Annotated in this window: 13 protein-coding genes; 6 read left to right on the forward strand and 7 right to left on the reverse strand. The window is 70.8% G+C overall.

Annotated features, from left to right (window positions below; translation table 11 throughout):
* Positions 1-168: 168 nt before the first annotated feature.
* Positions 169-675: a GNAT family N-acetyltransferase gene (locus CQ044_RS16950; RefSeq protein ID WP_105689569.1), complete on the reverse strand. Its 507-nt coding sequence runs from the start codon at positions 673-675 to the stop codon at positions 169-171.
* Positions 676-816: 141 nt separating this feature from the next.
* On the opposite strand from CQ044_RS16950, the gene CQ044_RS16955 reads away from it, so the two are divergent.
* Both CQ044_RS16955 and CQ044_RS16960 read left to right on the forward strand, forming a co-directional pair.
* Positions 817-1,380 carry an acyl-CoA thioesterase gene (locus CQ044_RS16955; protein ID WP_105689553.1) on the forward strand — a complete coding sequence of 188 codons (564 nt, stop codon included), beginning with the start codon at positions 817-819 and terminating at the stop codon, positions 1,378-1,380.
* A gap of 56 nt (positions 1,381-1,436) precedes the next feature.
* Positions 1,437-2,828: a hypothetical protein gene (locus tag CQ044_RS16960; protein ID WP_146116820.1), complete on the forward strand. Its 1,392-nt coding sequence runs from the start codon at positions 1,437-1,439 to the stop codon at positions 2,826-2,828.
* Positions 2,829-2,834: 6 nt separating this feature from the next.
* Here CQ044_RS16960 and CQ044_RS16965 read toward each other — a convergent pair whose 3' ends face one another.
* The 3 genes from CQ044_RS16965 to CQ044_RS16975 are packed head-to-tail and all read right to left on the reverse strand — an operon-like array spanning position 2,835 to position 4,695.
* On the reverse strand, positions 2,835-3,389 hold the full coding sequence (locus CQ044_RS16965) for a hypothetical protein (protein ID WP_146116821.1): 555 nt from the start codon (positions 3,387-3,389) through the stop codon (positions 2,835-2,837).
* On the reverse strand, positions 3,386-4,009 hold the full coding sequence (locus tag CQ044_RS16970) for a hypothetical protein (protein ID WP_105689556.1): 624 nt from the start codon (positions 4,007-4,009) through the stop codon (positions 3,386-3,388). The genes CQ044_RS16965 and CQ044_RS16970 overlap by 4 nt, the downstream gene beginning before the upstream one ends.
* The gene (locus tag CQ044_RS16975) at positions 4,006-4,695 is read right to left on the reverse strand and encodes a hypothetical protein (protein ID WP_105689557.1); all 690 of its coding nucleotides are present in this window, start codon (positions 4,693-4,695) and stop codon (positions 4,006-4,008) included. Before CQ044_RS16975 ends, CQ044_RS16970 begins: the two co-directional genes overlap by 4 nt.
* A gap of 122 nt (positions 4,696-4,817) precedes the next feature.
* Between CQ044_RS16975 and CQ044_RS16980 the strand changes: the two genes are divergently transcribed.
* From CQ044_RS16980 to CQ044_RS16995, 4 genes are all read left to right on the forward strand, one after another.
* On the forward strand, positions 4,818-8,720 hold the full coding sequence (locus CQ044_RS16980) for a bifunctional proline dehydrogenase/L-glutamate gamma-semialdehyde dehydrogenase (RefSeq protein ID WP_105689558.1): 3,903 nt from the start codon (positions 4,818-4,820) through the stop codon (positions 8,718-8,720).
* A 160-nt stretch (positions 8,721-8,880) separates the two neighbouring features.
* Positions 8,881-9,753: a dimethylargininase gene (gene ddaH, locus CQ044_RS16985; protein ID WP_105689559.1), complete on the forward strand. Its 873-nt coding sequence runs from the start codon at positions 8,881-8,883 to the stop codon at positions 9,751-9,753.
* Positions 9,753-11,012 carry an ornithine--oxo-acid transaminase gene (gene rocD / locus CQ044_RS16990; protein ID WP_105689560.1) on the forward strand — a complete coding sequence of 420 codons (1,260 nt, stop codon included), beginning with the start codon at positions 9,753-9,755 and terminating at the stop codon, positions 11,010-11,012. The genes ddaH and rocD overlap by 1 nt, the downstream gene beginning before the upstream one ends.
* Positions 11,013-11,134: 122 nt before the next feature.
* The gene (locus CQ044_RS16995) at positions 11,135-11,410 is read left to right on the forward strand and encodes a helix-turn-helix domain-containing protein (protein ID WP_052679998.1); all 276 of its coding nucleotides are present in this window, start codon (positions 11,135-11,137) and stop codon (positions 11,408-11,410) included.
* Positions 11,411-11,416: 6 nt separating this feature from the next.
* On the opposite strand, the gene CQ044_RS17000 is transcribed toward CQ044_RS16995, so the two are convergent.
* From CQ044_RS17000 to CQ044_RS17010, 3 genes are read right to left on the reverse strand one after another with little or no spacing between them, the layout of a single operon-like run.
* The gene (locus CQ044_RS17000) at positions 11,417-11,908 is read right to left on the reverse strand and encodes a GbsR/MarR family transcriptional regulator (protein WP_105689561.1); all 492 of its coding nucleotides are present in this window, start codon (positions 11,906-11,908) and stop codon (positions 11,417-11,419) included.
* A 28-nt stretch (positions 11,909-11,936) separates the two neighbouring features.
* On the reverse strand, positions 11,937-13,547 hold the full coding sequence (locus tag CQ044_RS17005; protein ID WP_258133355.1) for an ABC transporter permease: 1,611 nt from the start codon (positions 13,545-13,547) through the stop codon (positions 11,937-11,939).
* The gene (locus tag CQ044_RS17010) at positions 13,547-14,521 is read right to left on the reverse strand and encodes an ABC transporter ATP-binding protein (RefSeq protein ID WP_181158361.1); all 975 of its coding nucleotides are present in this window, start codon (positions 14,519-14,521) and stop codon (positions 13,547-13,549) included. The genes CQ044_RS17005 and CQ044_RS17010 overlap by 1 nt, the downstream gene beginning before the upstream one ends.
* Positions 14,522-14,609: the final 88 nt, after the last annotated feature.

Raw genomic sequence — 14,609 nt, forward strand, 5'->3', positions numbered from 1 at the left:
GGGGTGCCCCGTGGGGCGTCGCTGCGCTGCGCACCTTGCGTGGGACAAGTGCCCTCACGGCCGGATCCGTCCACGCCCCCTCGCAGCATCGAGGCCCCCTCCTAGCTGCGCACACCCGAGGGGGTGCGGATGCTCAGAGGGGGCCTCGACGCAGAAGCGCGGTAGAGGTCAGCGCACGAAGCGGACTTCCTTGATGGTCTCGCCGAGGAAGGGCTCCTGCTGGCTGGCGCCGTCGAGGGTGAAGCCGTTGCGCACGTAGAAGCGGTGCGCGCGGGGGTTGTCCTCGGCGACCCAGAGGTAGGAGTTCTCGCCGGCGCCGACGGCCGCGTCGAACAGGCGCTGGCCGATGCCGGTGCCGTGCCAGGCATCGAGGAGGTAGATGAAGTAGAGCTCGCGCTCCGCCGGGGGGTTCTCGTCCCGGGCGGGGCCGGAGCCGACGAAGCCGACGATCTCGCCGTCGACGAGCGCCGCGCTCATGCGGTACTCCTCGCCCTGGGAGGCCCAGTGCGTCCACAGCTCGGCCAGTCGCTTGGGCGAGACCGCCTCGAGCGTGGCGGTGCTGATCAGGTGGTCGTAGGTCTCGTGCCAGCACTTCGCGTGCACACGGCCGAGCGCTTCGGCATCGACATCGCGAACGGGCCGGACGGTGACGGTGGGAAGGGCTTCGGCGCTCATGTTCGCGACTCTACGCGCGCCGTGCGCGGACACGAAATCGAGTGACATCGGCTCTACGGGCGCTCTGGCACGTCGTGCCGGGACTGTGTGAATCCGACAATCGATCAGGGGAATCCATGCCGGATTCACTACGCTCCTCGTGTGAACGTGATCTGGCGCACCCTGCTCGTCGTCCTCTCCGCTCGCCGGCGGTCCCGCCGGGGGCAGACCTTGGCTCCGACGGCGGTCGGGCGGATCCGTCTCACCACGCTGCCGACGGATCTGGACATCCTGCGGCACATGAACAACGGCCGGTATCTGTCCCTGTTCGACCTCGGCCGGTGGGATCTGCTGATCCGCACCGGGCTGTTCGATGCGATGAAGGAGCGCGGCTGGTACGCCGTGGTCTCGAGCGAGACGATCACGTTCCGCAAATCGCTCGAGCTGTGGCAGCGTTTCGACGTCGAGTCCCGGTTCATCGGCCACGACGACAAGGCGCTGTTCATGGAGCACCGCGCCGTGGTCGACGGGGAGGTGTACGCCAAGGTGATCGTGCGCGCGCGCATGCTGCGCCGCACCGGGGGGACCGTCTCGCACGAGGAGTTCTTCGGCGCGCTGGGCCGTCCGGAGGACGTGCCCGGCGTCGAGGACTGGATCCACGATTGGGCTGCGGCATCCGCGCTGCCGCCGACCAAGGCGCCCGCGCCCAGCGTCTGGGCGGACTGACCGCATGCGCCAGCGCGGTCTCGTCGCCGTTGGGGCCTGCGCGCTAATCTGAGCCCGTGGGGGCGATACTTCGGACGACCGGCCGGGTGCTGTGGATGCACTGGCCGGCGATGCTCGCGTGGTATCTGGCGGGGACAATCGCGAACTACTGGGTCACGGAGCTGGCCGGTTTCGTCGGCGCCTACAGCTCCGTCGGCGGACTGCTGATCCTTCCGTTCGCGGTGCTCGCCCGGCTGATCAGCCTGGTCGGCATGCTGCTGTCGATGCGTGACGGCCTGCGCTCCCTGCAGAGTGTGGCTCCGGTGCCGGAGTCCGCCGGTGAACGCCGCCGCAGTTTCCTTACGGCGCTGCTCGCGAGCATTCTGCCGTTCTTCGCGGTGTATGCCGCGCAGGGCCTGCTGCGCGAGGACGTGCAAGCGTACGGGTTGCGCGCCCTCGCCAAGAACAAGGAGGAGATCGGCGCCACGCTCGGCACCGATCGCACCTTCGACCCGGGCGACAACGTGCTCGAGCTCTCGTTCAACGTCTGGACCGTACTCATCATCGTCGTCGCCTTCGGCGCACGGTGGGCGTGGGGCCGCTGGTCGAAGAGGCTGTCCCGGACCTTCGCGGTGCTCGCGGTGTACTGCGAGGTGGTCTGGGTGTTCTTCTCGATCCTTCTGCTGAAGGACCTCACTGACGCCGCCACGACCTGGGTCGACAACCGGGCGGTGATGGCTTGGCTCGGCGAGGTGCGAACGGCGTTCGGCGGTTGGTTCCCGCCGATCGTCTGGTTGGGCGACGGGGTCGGCTGGCTCCTCTCACAGGCCGGTCCGGTCCTGCTCGCGCCGTTGGCATGGCTCACGGTCGCCGGCGTCGTCTACGGCCAGGCGATCGTCGCCGAGAAGCTGCAGATCCAGCACCGCCTCGTTACTGAGATGCGGGATCGCGTCGCACAGGTGCCCAATCCGGTGATGCGCCGGTTGCGCGACCTGGGCACGGAGCTCGGCTCGCGATTTCTCCCGATCTGGCGGGCGATTCTGCTGATGTGGCGGGCGGGGCCGGTGATCATCGCCTCTTATGCCTTGCTCTACACGGTCGTGATCGTCGCTGAGTCGTGGCTGCGCTACGGGGTGAGCCGGTGGATCGGACCGCACGACGCTGACCTGTTCTGGGCCGTGTACTGGCCGGTGATCTTCCTCATCCCGCCGCTCATCGTCGAGCCGATCCGCTTCGCCCTGATCGCCGGCGCCTACGACACCACGTTCGGGATGCTGCGCCGTGCGCAGGAGGCCCGCACCGACGCGGCGGCGCCCGCCACCGCGGAAGAGGTCGACGCAGCTGCCATCACTGCGGCCGCGGGAGCCCTGCCCGCGGCGCGGCTTCGTGGGGGAGCAGGCGATTCGGTCGACATGACGGCGTCGTTGCCTCCCGGTGCCCCGGCGCCGCCCCTGAATCCGCCGGACTGATGCGAATCAGGGGTCGACGCTGAAGCGAACGAATCGTGACTCGGCGAAGAGCGGTTCCACCTCGACCCAGAACGGGCCCCGTACGTCGTCGGGGACGACGTACGGCAGGACCAGCTCGTAGGGCTCGGCCTTCTCGCCTTCCAGCGTGGGCACGCAGTCCTCGGGCTCCTCGTCGTCCCAGAGCAGCCCCAGCTCGGTGCGCGCCGAAAGCCACACTCTCCCCGTGCTCTTCTCGACGAGTTTCGGTGCCCAGCAGCCTGGCCCTTTGTCGGCCGTGGGCGTCACCTTCACTCCCACGAGGATGAGCTTGGCGTTCCGTGGCATGTCGAGGCCTTTCGTGTCCGACACCTCCTTCGCCCGCACCGGCCCCCAGGTCGCTTCTTGAAGGTCGACGGTGCCGGATGCGCCGGGCTCGACGGCCCAGATCGGCTGACCGGAGTCGGGGTAGGCGTACTTCCACTGCCACCATCCGATCCCGAGGACCGTGGCGGGCAGCAGGACGGCCACGAGGCCGAGCGCGAGGGCGTTGCTGCGCCACCAGCCGCGCGCGCTGGACGTCATCGCGCCCACCTCTCCGGATCCAATTCCACCTCGTTCTGCAGGGGCAGGGAATCGAGGTCGACGGTGACCTCGACCACCCCGTCGGCGACCGTGGTGTACGTGGGGGCGAACTCAAGCGTCGCCGTTCCTTTCAGCGCGCCCTCGGGCAATTCGAACGCGATGCTGCCGTGCCGGGGCACGCCCGTGATCAGGACCATGTCCGCAGCGGTCTCCCCGCGCTCCGTGGCCGAGTAGGTGCGCCCGCCGAGGTGCAGGTTCGTCACCTGCAGCAGAGCCCCGAACTGATCTTGGACGGCAGCCGCATCGAAGTCGACGACGAGCCAGGTGCCCTCGGCATGCCAGCGGCCTCCGTCCGACACCGCCCGCCCTGCACGGACGCGGGTGACTGTCACCGACAGATTGCGTGCCGTGGCGGTCTCGCCCACAATGGTCGCGCTGACGAACGTTTCGTAGGGAGCGTCTTCGGGCTTCTGCACCTGGGTGAGACCCCATGTCGCCACGACGAGCGCAGCAGACAGGGCCCAGGTCCCGGCGGTGCGCAGGCGTCGGTGCGGTGCCGCGGCAGGCACCAGGGCCGACCTGGCCGCGGTGGCCGGCGGAGGTGGAGGGGGAATGCTCACGGCGTCGCCTCCTGCTCGGCGGGCACCGCGTCGACCTGCACGGTCACGAACGCGCCGGTGCGGACGTCGGACCAGTAGTCGCCGCGGGTGAAGAGCTCGCCGACGTAGTGAGTGGAATCGGGCAGTGCGATGCGGATCTCATCCCCTACGGAGACGACGTCCGCGTCGACTGCCCAGGCGAGTCGCACTCGGGCGGGTACGTCAGGCTGCAGAAACGTGGTGTTGCTGCCGTCGACCACGCGGCTCGCATCGAACCCCTCGAGAGCGACGTCTTCGACGCCGATTCCGCGGAGGGCGTCTTTCGTGGCGGCGAGCCGAGGCTTGTCGAACTCGTTCGTGACATCGAGGACGACGACAAGCGTGCGCTGCCCCGCTGCGGGGTAGATGCTCGTCCCGCGCACCTCTCCGCCGATCGCCGCGCTGACCACCGACATGTCGAGCTCGGATCCGACGAAGTGCTCACCCGCCCGCAGCTCCGCGGGCTTCGGCTTCGGGACGTCTGCGAGGCCACCGAACGCCGCCGTGGATGCGAGCAGGACCGCCCCGGCGCCGCTGATCAGCCAGCCCGTCGGCACGCGATCGGTCATCTTCCTGGCCCACGCCGTCATGCGCGCTTCGGAAGCCGCGCGCGTGGCCGCTTCCGCGACGGCCGGCGGCGCGGGATCCGCCTCGTGCTCTTCCCCCACGAGCACAGCATATAGAGAGGCGCGGAGGGCGTGCCGCCCTGCCGTGCGGGCCGAGGAGCGCCATGCTGGAGGGGAGCATTCCGCGCCCACCCCCGAAGGCGCGAGGCGGGAAGGACGAACCGATGCCGCAGTGGCTGAACGCCGCCGAGACCGAGCGTGCCCGCCGGGCCGTCGTCCTCGCCCAGCGCTGGATCGACGAAGCCGCCGCGACGCATGCGGATCCGGCCGCCGAGCGGTTCGCCGGGGTGCTGCGGGACCCGAACGGGCTGTCGTTCACGCTCGGCTTCGTCGACGACGTGATGCGGCCGGAGAGCCTCGGCGCAGCAGCCGCCGGGCTGAACCGCGTGGCGCCGCTCGTGCCCGGATTCCTGCCCTGGTACCTGCGCGCCGCCGTCCGTGCCGGCGGTCTCGTGGCGCAGGGGCTCCCCGCGCCCACCGTGCCGATCGCGCGCACGGTGCTGCGCGAGATGGTGGGCCACCTCATCGCCGACGCGCGCTCCGCCAAGCTCACCCCGACGATCGCGAAGCTGCGCTCCGGCGGCGCCCGGCTCAACCTCAACCTGCTCGGCGAGGCCGTGCTGGGGGAGGACGAGGCGCAGCGGAGGCTGGACGGGATCCACGAGCTCATCCGCCGCGACGACGTCGACTACGTCTCGGTCAAGGTGTCGGCGGTCGTGAGCCGCATCTCGATGTGGGCGTTCGACGAGGTCGTCGAACAGGTCGCGGAGCGGCTGCTGCCGCTGTACCTGACGGCGGCAGGGGATCCGTGGGCATCGACGAGCCCGAAGAGCGTGCAGACCTTCATCAACCTCGACATGGAAGAGTATCGCGATCTCGACCTCACGATCGCGGTGTTCACGAGGATCCTGGAGGATCCGCGGCTCAAGGACCTCGAGGCGGGCATCGTGCTGCAGGCCTACCTGCCCGACGCGCTGCCAGCACTGCGCGAGCTGACCGCCTGGGCGAAGGATCGCGTCGACCACGGCGGCGCGCCGATCAAGGTGCGCCTCGTGAAGGGCGCGAATCTCGCGATGGAGCGCGTGGAAGCGGCCCTGCATGGCTGGACGCCGGCGCCCTACGACACCAAGATCGACACCGACGCGAACTACCTGCGCTGCCTGGACGAGGCGCTCACGCCCGAATCCGTCCGAGCCGTGCGCATCGGCATCGCCGGTCACAACCTCTTCGACATCGCATATGCGTGGCTCCTCGCGGGCGACCGCGGGGTGCGGCCCTCGACGGGGCTGCTGCCTCCGGACGTTGAGCGAGGACGCCCGGAGGGCGACCGAGACGAAACGCGCCCCGACGCAGAAGGCGTTCCCTCTCGCTCCGATCGCGTCGCGACCGCCGATGCGGGATCCGGATCCGCGCCGATCGAGTTCGAGATGCTGCTCGGCATGGCGCAGGGCCAGGTCGAGGCGGTGAGCCGCGAGGTCGGGCACGTGCTGCTCTACGTCCCGGTCGTGAAGCCGCGCGAGTTCGACGTCGCGATCAGCTATCTCGTGCGGCGACTCGAGGAGACGGCCTCGCCGGAGAACTTCCTCTCCTCCGCCTTCCGGCTCCACGAGGATCCGGATGCGCTGGACCGCGAGATCAACCGCTTCGCGCTGTCCCTCGAACGCTCCGCCGACCCTGCGCTGCCTGCGCGCCCGCGCCGCCGGCAGAACCGGCTCGCCCCGGTGCACGAGTCCGCCGCGCTCACCACGGATCCGGATGCGGAGTCCGCCGCGCTCACCCAGGCCGTGCTCGGGATCGCCGAGGCCGTGGATCCCGGCGACACCTTCGTGGAGACGGCCGTGTTCGCCGCGCGCGAGGACGAGTCCGCGATCGCCGCAGGCGCCCCGGGCTTCCGCAACGCCGTCGACAGCGATCCGGCACTCCCCGCGAACCGGGAGTGGGCGCGCGAGATCCTCGCCCGCATCCCCGGATCCACGACGGGGGACGGGATCGTGCGCAGCGCCCGCGTCACCGACGCGGAGGAGCTCGACCGGATCCTGGCCAGGGTTCGCACCGCGGCCGCGGCCTGGGGTGCGCGGCCGGCGGCCGAGCGCGGTGAGGTGCTGCTGCGGATCGCGGCGGTGCTCGAGTCGCGCAGGGCAGAGCTCATCGAGGTCGCCGCTGCCGAGACGGGCAAGGTGATCTCCGAGGGTGACGTCGAGGTCAGCGAGGCCGTCGATTTCGCGCGCTACTACGCGGCCAAGGCCCGCGAGCTCGACGCGATCCCCGGGGCCGCGTTCGTGCCGGCCCGGCTCACCGTGGTCGCCCCGCCGTGGAACTTCCCGCTGTCGATCCCCGCCGGCGGCGTGCTCGCCGCGCTCGCCGCGGGATCCGGTGTCGTGTTCAAACCCGCCCCGCAGGCACGGCGCTCTGCCGCCGTGATCGCCGCCGCGCTCTGGGACGCCGGGATCCCGCGTGATCTGCTCGCGTTCGTCGACGTCTCCGAGGGAGAGCTCGGCCGCGAACTCATCGCGCACCCCGACGTCGACCGGGTGATCCTCACCGGATCCTTCGAGACCGCCGCCCTGTTCCGCAGCTGGCGGCACGATCTGGCGCTGCACGCCGAGACGAGCGGCAAGAACGCGATCGTGATCGCCCCGTCCGCGGATCTGGATCTCGCGGTCGCCGACCTCGTGAAGAGCGCGTTCGCGCATGCCGGGCAGAAGTGCTCCGCCGCATCGCTCGCGATCCTGGTCGGCCCCGTGGGCCGCTCCCGCCGGTTCGCGCGCCAGCTCGTGGACGCGGCCCGGTCGATGCGGGTGGCCTGGCCCGAGGATCCGCGCGCCGAGGTCGGTCCCGTGATCGAGCCGCCGCAGGGCAAGCTGAAGTGGGCGCTCACCGAACTCGCCCCGGACGAGAAGTGGCTGCTGAAGCCGCGTGAGATCCCCGGGTCCGAGGGGCGGCTGTGGACGCCGGGCATCCGCCTCGGCGTACAGCCCGGATCGCGCTTCCACCGCGAGGAGTTCTTCGGTCCGGTGCTCGGCATCATGCACGCGCCGACGCTCGCGAGGGCGGTCGACCTGCAGAACGCCGTCGAGTACGGCCTCACCGCGGGGCTGCACACGCAGGATCCGGCCGATCTCGCGCTCTGGCTCGATCGCGTGCAGGCCGGCAACCTGTACGTGAACCGCGGCATCACCGGCGCCATCGTGCAGCGTCAGCCCTTCGGCGGCTGGAAGCGCTCCTCCGTCGGCACCGGCGCCAAGGCGGGCGGGCCGAACCACCTCATCGGGCTGGGCTCCTGGCGGGACACGGGCGGCGCCGGATCCACGACCCTGCACCTGCGCGGACTGGACTCGCGGATCACCGCGCTCATCGAGGCCGCGCAGCCGTCGCTCGACTACACGGCTTTCGAGTGGCTGCGTCGCGCGGCGCTCTCGGATGCGCTGGCCTGGGATCGCGAGTTCGGCAGGGTGCGCGACGTCTCGCGCCTCGGCGTGGAGCGCAATCTGTTCCGGTACCGCTCGGTGCCGGTCGCCGTCCGCGCCACGGGCGAGGCCCCGTTGCGGGCGCTGCTGCGGGTGGCGATCGCCGCGATCCGCGGCGGGGGCGCGTTCACGCTCTCCTCGCCGATCGGCCTTCCCGCGGCGGTGCGCCGCGTGCTGGGCGAGGCCGGAGTCACCGTGTTCGTGGAGAGCGACGAGGAGTGGACCCAGCGGTTCACCGGACCGGCCACGCCGGGCGACGGATCCGACCTGCTCCCGTCCGGTCTGCTCCCGTCTCAGAAACTGCCGGAAAGCCGGACGGAAAGCGGCAGAAATCGCGACGGGAGCGAGAGGGGAACCGCCGTCGAGGGCGCGCCGGCGCGCCCGAACCGCGTGCGCATCGTGGGGGCGACGGATGACGTCGCGGCCCTGCACGCCGCGCTCGCCGAGGCGGTGCAAGGGGATCCGGACCTGGCGATCTTCGCGGGCGAGGTGACCACGGCCGGCCGGATCGAGCTGCTGCCGTTCCTGCACGAGCAGGCCATCGCGATCACCGCGCACCGCTACGGCAACCCGGACGACTGGAGCGCGGAGGTGATCTGAACCGGCACCGCGCCGTGATGGCCACGTCCAGCCTCGGGTGAGACAATGGACGACGGCGTGCCCGTGTCGCATCTTCTCCTCGCATCCACGATGTGCCGGATCGAAGGACCGCCGGGCCTCAGGACAGCGTCCGCCGCGACCGAAGATTCCGAGGAGCCTCATGTCGACGCCTGAGACCGCCACCGCCACGCCGGCCCGTACCGCGCACCACCGCCGGTACCTGATGTGCAAGCCCGAGCACTTCACGGTGAACTACAGCATCAACCCGTGGATGGAGCCGGCCAACCCGACCGACACGGCCAAGGCCGTGGCGCAGTGGCAGAAGCTGTACGACCTGTACCTCGAGCTCGGCCACGAGGTCGAGCTGATCGAGCCGCTCGCCGGCTACCCGGACATGGTCTACACCGCCAACGGCGGCTTCGTGATCGGCGGCCGCGCCTACGTGCCGTCCTTCTACTACGCGCAGCGCCAGGGCGAGGCCCCCGCGTTCGCCGACTGGTTCCGCGCGAACGGCTTCGACACCGTCATGCCCGAGGAGATCAACGAGGGCGAGGGCGACTTCCTGCTCGCCGGCGACGTGATCCTGGCCGGCACCGGCTTCCGCTCCGCCGGCGACAGCCACCGCGAGGTGAGCGAGGTCTTCGGCCGCGAGGTCGTGACGCTGACGCTGGTCGACCCCCGCTTCTACCACCTCGACACCGCCCTGACCGTGCTGGACCCCGTGATCGGCGAGGCGAACGGCGGCCCCGCGGCCGCCAACATCGCGTACCTGCCGCACGCCTTCGACGACGCCAGCCGCAAGGCCCTGGAGGAGCGCTTCCCGGACGCGATCCTGGTCTCCGACGAGGACGGTGCGGTGTTCGGGCTGAACTCCGCGAGCGACGGCTACAACGTCATCATCTCGCCGCGCGCCAAGGGCTTCGAGAAGCAGCTGCGCGAGCGCGGCTACAACCCGATCCTGATCGACCTCAGCGAGCTGCTGCTCGGCGGTGGCGGCATCAAGTGCTGCACCCTGGAACTGCGCGGTGCGTGATGACGCCTGACCTTCGACAGGCTCAGGTACCGGGTCTGGGCTTCGCCGAGCACGGGACGATCGCGGGGCAGGATCCGGATGCCGGCGCGGAGCCGCATGTCGCGCGCAATTACGCGCCGCTCGAGGTGACGATCGCCCGCGGCGAGGGCGCCTGGGTGACCGACGTCGAGGGCAAGCGCTACCTCGACCTGCTCGCCGCCTACTCGGCCGTCAACTTCGGGCACCGCCACCCCGCGCTCGTCGCCGCGCTCGAGGAGCAGTTGGGCCGCGTCGCTCTCACGAGCCGCGCCTTCCGCAACGACCGGCTCGAGCCGTTCGCCGCCGCGCTCGCGCGACTGTGCGGCAAGGACCTGGTGCTGCCGATGAACACGGGCGCCGAGGCCGTCGAGACCGGTATCAAGGTCGCGCGCGCCTGGGGCTACCGCGTCAAGGGCGTGCGCCCCGATGCCGCGCGCATCGTCGTCGCGCACGGCAACTTCCACGGTCGGACCACGACGATCGTCGGCTTCAGCGACGACGAGTCGGCGCGCGACGGCTTCGGCCCGTTCACGCCCGGTTTCGACGCCGTCCCGTATGGCGACTCCGAGGCGATCGCCGCCGCGATCACCGACGACACGGTCGCGGTGCTCATCGAGCCGATCCAGGGCGAGAGCGGTGTGATCATCCCGCCCGAGGGATTCCTGCGTCGGGTGCGCGAGATCTGCGACGAGCGGAACGTGCTGTTCATCGCCGATGAGATCCAGTCCGGCCTCGGCCGCGTCGGCGAGACCTTCGCGTGCGACCGCGAGGGCGTCGTGCCCGATCTGTACCTGCTCGGCAAGGCGCTCGGCGGCGGGATCCTGCCCGTGTCGGCGGTCGTCGGCAACGAGGACGTGCTGGGCGTCATCCGCCCTGGCGAGCACGGATCCACCTTCGGCGGGAACCCGCTGGCGGCGGCCGTCGGGCTGCGCGCGGTCGAGATGCTCGAGTCGGGGGAGTTCCAGGAGCGCGCCCGCGCGCTCGGAGCGCACCTGCGCGAAGGGCTCGAGGCGTTCCTCGGCCACGGGGTGACGGAGGTGAGGGTGGCGGGCCTCTGGGCCGGCGTCGACATCGATCCGTCCCGCGGCACCGGCCGGGAGATCGCCGAGAAGCTCCTCGATCGCGGCGTGCTCGTGAAGGACACGCACGGTCAGACGATCCGCATCGCGCCGCCGATCGTGGTGCGCGCGACCGAGCTCGACTGGGCTCTCGAACAGCTCCGCGTGGTGCTCGCCGGCTGAGACCTCGGAAGGGCCCGCTCCGGCGGGCCCTTCCTGGTCTCAGGTCGTCGAAGACCGCAGGTGCTTAAAGCCCGGGTGAGTCCGCCCTGGCACATCTCGCCGGTATTTCGGACGCTTGAAGGGTGCCCCGAGTCCCATCCGCCGCTGCCTCGCACATCGGCGAGAAGATCCGCGGAGCCCGTCTGGCCGCCACGCTGACGCAGGACCAGGTCGCCGCGCACAGCGGCATCGACTCGTCGAACATCCGCGCCTACGAGACGGGCCGCGCGATGCCGAGCGTCCCGACGCTCGTGCGGATCGCCGACGCCCTGGGCATCGCGCCCGGCAGCCTGCTCGATGGTCTCACGGTGGGGATGCTTCCGATCGCGGACGCCGACGGGCGTCGTCGCGCGAGCTGACCGCGATCAGGTGTCGCGGAGTCCCGCGCGATACGTCTCCCACTCGTCCACGAGCTCCGGCATGCGCCGCGCCATGAAGCGGAAGAACTCGGCCATCTCCGAGGCCCGGTCCCTGGCGGCGTGGTCCTCGTCGTGCTCCGCGCCGATCGCCTCGATGTGCGCGGCGAGCCGATCGTAGATGGGGCCGTTGTTGGTCATGAGCCCGTACCAGGTGTCCGGGATGATCACGTACTGGTCGCGTCGGCGGTCGGGCCGGGAGACGCGGCGGATGACCTGGATCGTCTGCAGATAGCGCACGGCGCCGGAGACCGCCGCGGCGCTCACCCCGAGGCGGTCCCCGAGTTCCGCGGCCGTGTAGCCGTCGGCGGGCGCGGCGATGAGCGCCATCATCACCCGGCCCGGCATGCGCGGAAAGCCGACAGCGGCGATCATCGCCGCCGCGGCCTCCGCGGCATCGACCCCGTGATGCACGGGGGGTGACGGATCCTGCGCGTTCATGACTCCATCTTCCCGCGGTCGAGCCGGGTCAGCCCGCCGCATGCAGCTCGCGGCGGCGCATGAGCGTGAGCGCTGCCGCCGCGCCCGCCGCGATGATGAGCGCCAGCCACCAGGTGCCGCGCAGATCGACGTCGCCGTTCATGACGATCGGGGTGACCGAGAAGGGCGAGAACCGTGTGGTCCACTCCGGCAGACCGAACAGCGGCCCGAACAGCCCGAACAGCGTGGCGAGCAGCACGAGCGCCCAGGCGATGCCCACGGTGCCGCGGGGGAGCAGCACGAACACGAGGCCCGTGAGCACGGTGAACACGCACGCGGCGAGTCCCTGCCCGAGCCCGACCACCGTGACGACCTGTGCGAGCGACGACCCATCCTTGTTGCCCGCGAGCCCGGCGTACGCCGCGAGCATCGTCGCGACCACGATGATCGCGATCGCGAACGTCGCCACGAGCAGATAGTCGAGGAGCCACCGCACGCGTCCGATCGGCTGGGCCAGCACGCTCTCGGCCGTGCCATGCGCCTCCTCCTGCCGTGCGCGCGCGACGATCTGCACCGCCGCGCAGGCGGCCAGGATCCCCATCATCGTGAAGAACACCGAGACGACCGTCTCCTCGAGGTTGCCGGCCTTGCCGATCTTGTCGAGGATCTGCTGCACCGCGGGGTTCTGCCCGGAGATCTGCCCGGCGAGCCCGGACAGCTTGGTCGCGAGCAGGCCCGTGAGCGCGCCGCCGATGGCCCAGCCGATGATCGCGCCGTTGGTGAGCCGCCAGACGAGCGCATGCGGCGTCGACAGTGCGGGCCGTGCGTGCACCCGGCCGGGGCGGGCGGGGACGAAGCCCTCGCCGATGTCACGAGCCGACTGCAGCGCCACGGCGACGATCGCGAGGACCAGTCCGAAGGCGAGTCCGAGCAGCGCGGGCCATCCGTTGTCCGTGTCGTACGGGCGGGCCTGCTCGGCCCAGCCGAAGGGCGAAGCCCACACCAGGCCGGAACTCGTGATGCGGGTGAGGTCGTCGCTGGGAGTGCCCGCGACGTTGCCGATCCCGTTCACGAGGAACGTGCCGACCAGGATCCACACGGTGAGCGCATTGGCGCCGCGCGAGGTGCGCATGAGCTGCGCGGCCATGAGGCCGATCCCGAGGAAAGCGATGCCGGTGGTCGCGGAGGTCGCACCCATGAGCCAGGATCCGGGGGCGTCGAGCTTGGATCCGATCAGCGCGAGTGCGACCAGCACGCCGAGCACGACGTTCGCGGCGACGCCGTGGATGATCGTCGCGATGGTGGGGAGCGCACGCCCGACCGGTGTGGCGGCGACGAGCTCGGCCCGTCCCGCCTCTTCGTCGCCGCGCGTGTGGCGGACGGCGAGGAACGTGCTCATCAGGGCCGCGAGCATCGTCAGCCAGGGCAGGATCTCGAACGAGAGGAACTGCCCCTCGGACGCACCGGAGGGGAGGCCTCGGAACATCATGATGACCGGGTTCGCCATCACGGCCGAGAGCACCTCGACCCGGTCGGTGTGCGTGGCGTAGGACTGGGTGACGCCGGCGTAGCCGGCGAAGGCCATCAGGACCGTGGCGAGGATCCACAGGAGCACCTGCAGCCAGTCGCGGCGCAGGCGCTGCCGAAGCAGGGCGCCCATCATGACTCCTTCGCCGCGGCACGGCGCGAGGCGCGCGTGCCTGTCGACGAGTCGTCCTCGGCGGCGCGGAGGGCGGCGAGGTCGTCGCCGTAGTGCCGCAGGAACAGCTCCTCGAGGGACGGCGGCTCGATCCGCAGACCTGTCACGCTGCGCTGAGCCAGCACGGGGAGCACGGACGGGATCGCGTCGCTGTCGATCGTGAACCGCGCGCGGCCGTCGTCGATCATGCCGTCGTGAGCTCCGGGGATCCCGGCCAGGGCCGATGCGTCCGCGGCCTCGAACGACACCTCGGTGCGGGTGAGGTGGCGGAGCTCGGGCAGCGTGCCCGACTCGACGATCTTCCCTGCGCGGATGATGCTGACCCGGTCGCACAGCAGCTCGACCTCGGACAGGATGTGGCTGGACAGCAGCACGGTCGCTCCGAAGCGCCGGATCCGCTGCACCTCGTCGCGGAAGACGACCTCCATGAGCGGATCCAGCCCGCTCGTCGGCTCGTCGAGGATGTAGAGGTCGGCCGGGACGGCGAACGCCGCGATGAGCGCGACCTTCTGCCGATTGCCCTTGGAGTAGGCGCGGCCCTTCTTGCGCGGGTCGAACTGGAACGCCGTCATCAGCCGCTCCCGCTCGGCGCGGTAGCCCTGATCCTTGGTCGTCGCGCCCCGCAGTCGGGCGAGGAAGTCGATCGCCTCGCCGCCGGAGAGGTTCGGCCAGACGCTGACGTCGCCCGGCACGTAGGCGACGCGGCGGTGGATGTCGACGGCCGCGGTCCACGGGTCGTCCCCGAAGACGGTGGCGGATCCGCCGGTCTTGCGTGCGAGACCCAGCAGGATCCTGATCGTGGTGGACTTGCCGGCCCCGTTCGGGCCGAGGAAGCCGTGCACCTGGCCCTCGTCGACACTGAGGTCCAGCCCGTCGAGCGCATGCACGCGGCCGTAGTGCTTGGTGAGGCCGTCGGTGCGGATGATCGTGTTCATGGCGGCGATGCTACGCCGATTTCACAAATTCGTGAAGGAAGTGAAGCGCATGGATTCCGTGAGGATCCTCTGCCCGGGGGGATGGGGT

This window comes from Microbacterium sp. MYb64, assembly GCF_002979495.1.
Classification (GTDB): domain Bacteria; phylum Actinomycetota; class Actinomycetes; order Actinomycetales; family Microbacteriaceae; genus Microbacterium; species Microbacterium azadirachtae_A.

What these genes read in the sequence shown, in the direction of transcription:
- CQ044_RS16950 (WP_105689569.1), bottom strand. Translation starts at nt 675, where the DNA reads ATGAGCGCCGAAGCCCTTCCCACCGTCACCGTCCGGCCCGTTCGCGAT.
- CQ044_RS16965 (WP_146116821.1), bottom strand. Translation starts at nt 3,389, where the DNA reads ATGACGTCCAGCGCGCGCGGCTGGTGGCGCAGCAACGCCCTCGCGCTC.
- CQ044_RS16980 (WP_105689558.1), top strand. Translation starts at nt 4,818, where the DNA reads ATGCCGCAGTGGCTGAACGCCGCCGAGACCGAGCGTGCCCGCCGGGCC.
- ddaH (WP_105689559.1), top strand. Translation starts at nt 8,881, where the DNA reads ATGTCGACGCCTGAGACCGCCACCGCCACGCCGGCCCGTACCGCGCAC.
- rocD (WP_105689560.1), top strand. Translation starts at nt 9,753, where the DNA reads ATGACGCCTGACCTTCGACAGGCTCAGGTACCGGGTCTGGGCTTCGCC.
- CQ044_RS17000 (WP_105689561.1), bottom strand. Translation starts at nt 11,908, where the DNA reads ATGAACGCGCAGGATCCGTCACCCCCCGTGCATCACGGGGTCGATGCC.
- CQ044_RS17005 (WP_258133355.1), bottom strand. Translation starts at nt 13,547, where the DNA reads ATGGGCGCCCTGCTTCGGCAGCGCCTGCGCCGCGACTGGCTGCAGGTG.
- CQ044_RS17010 (WP_181158361.1), bottom strand. Translation starts at nt 14,521, where the DNA reads ATGAACACGATCATCCGCACCGACGGCCTCACCAAGCACTACGGCCGC.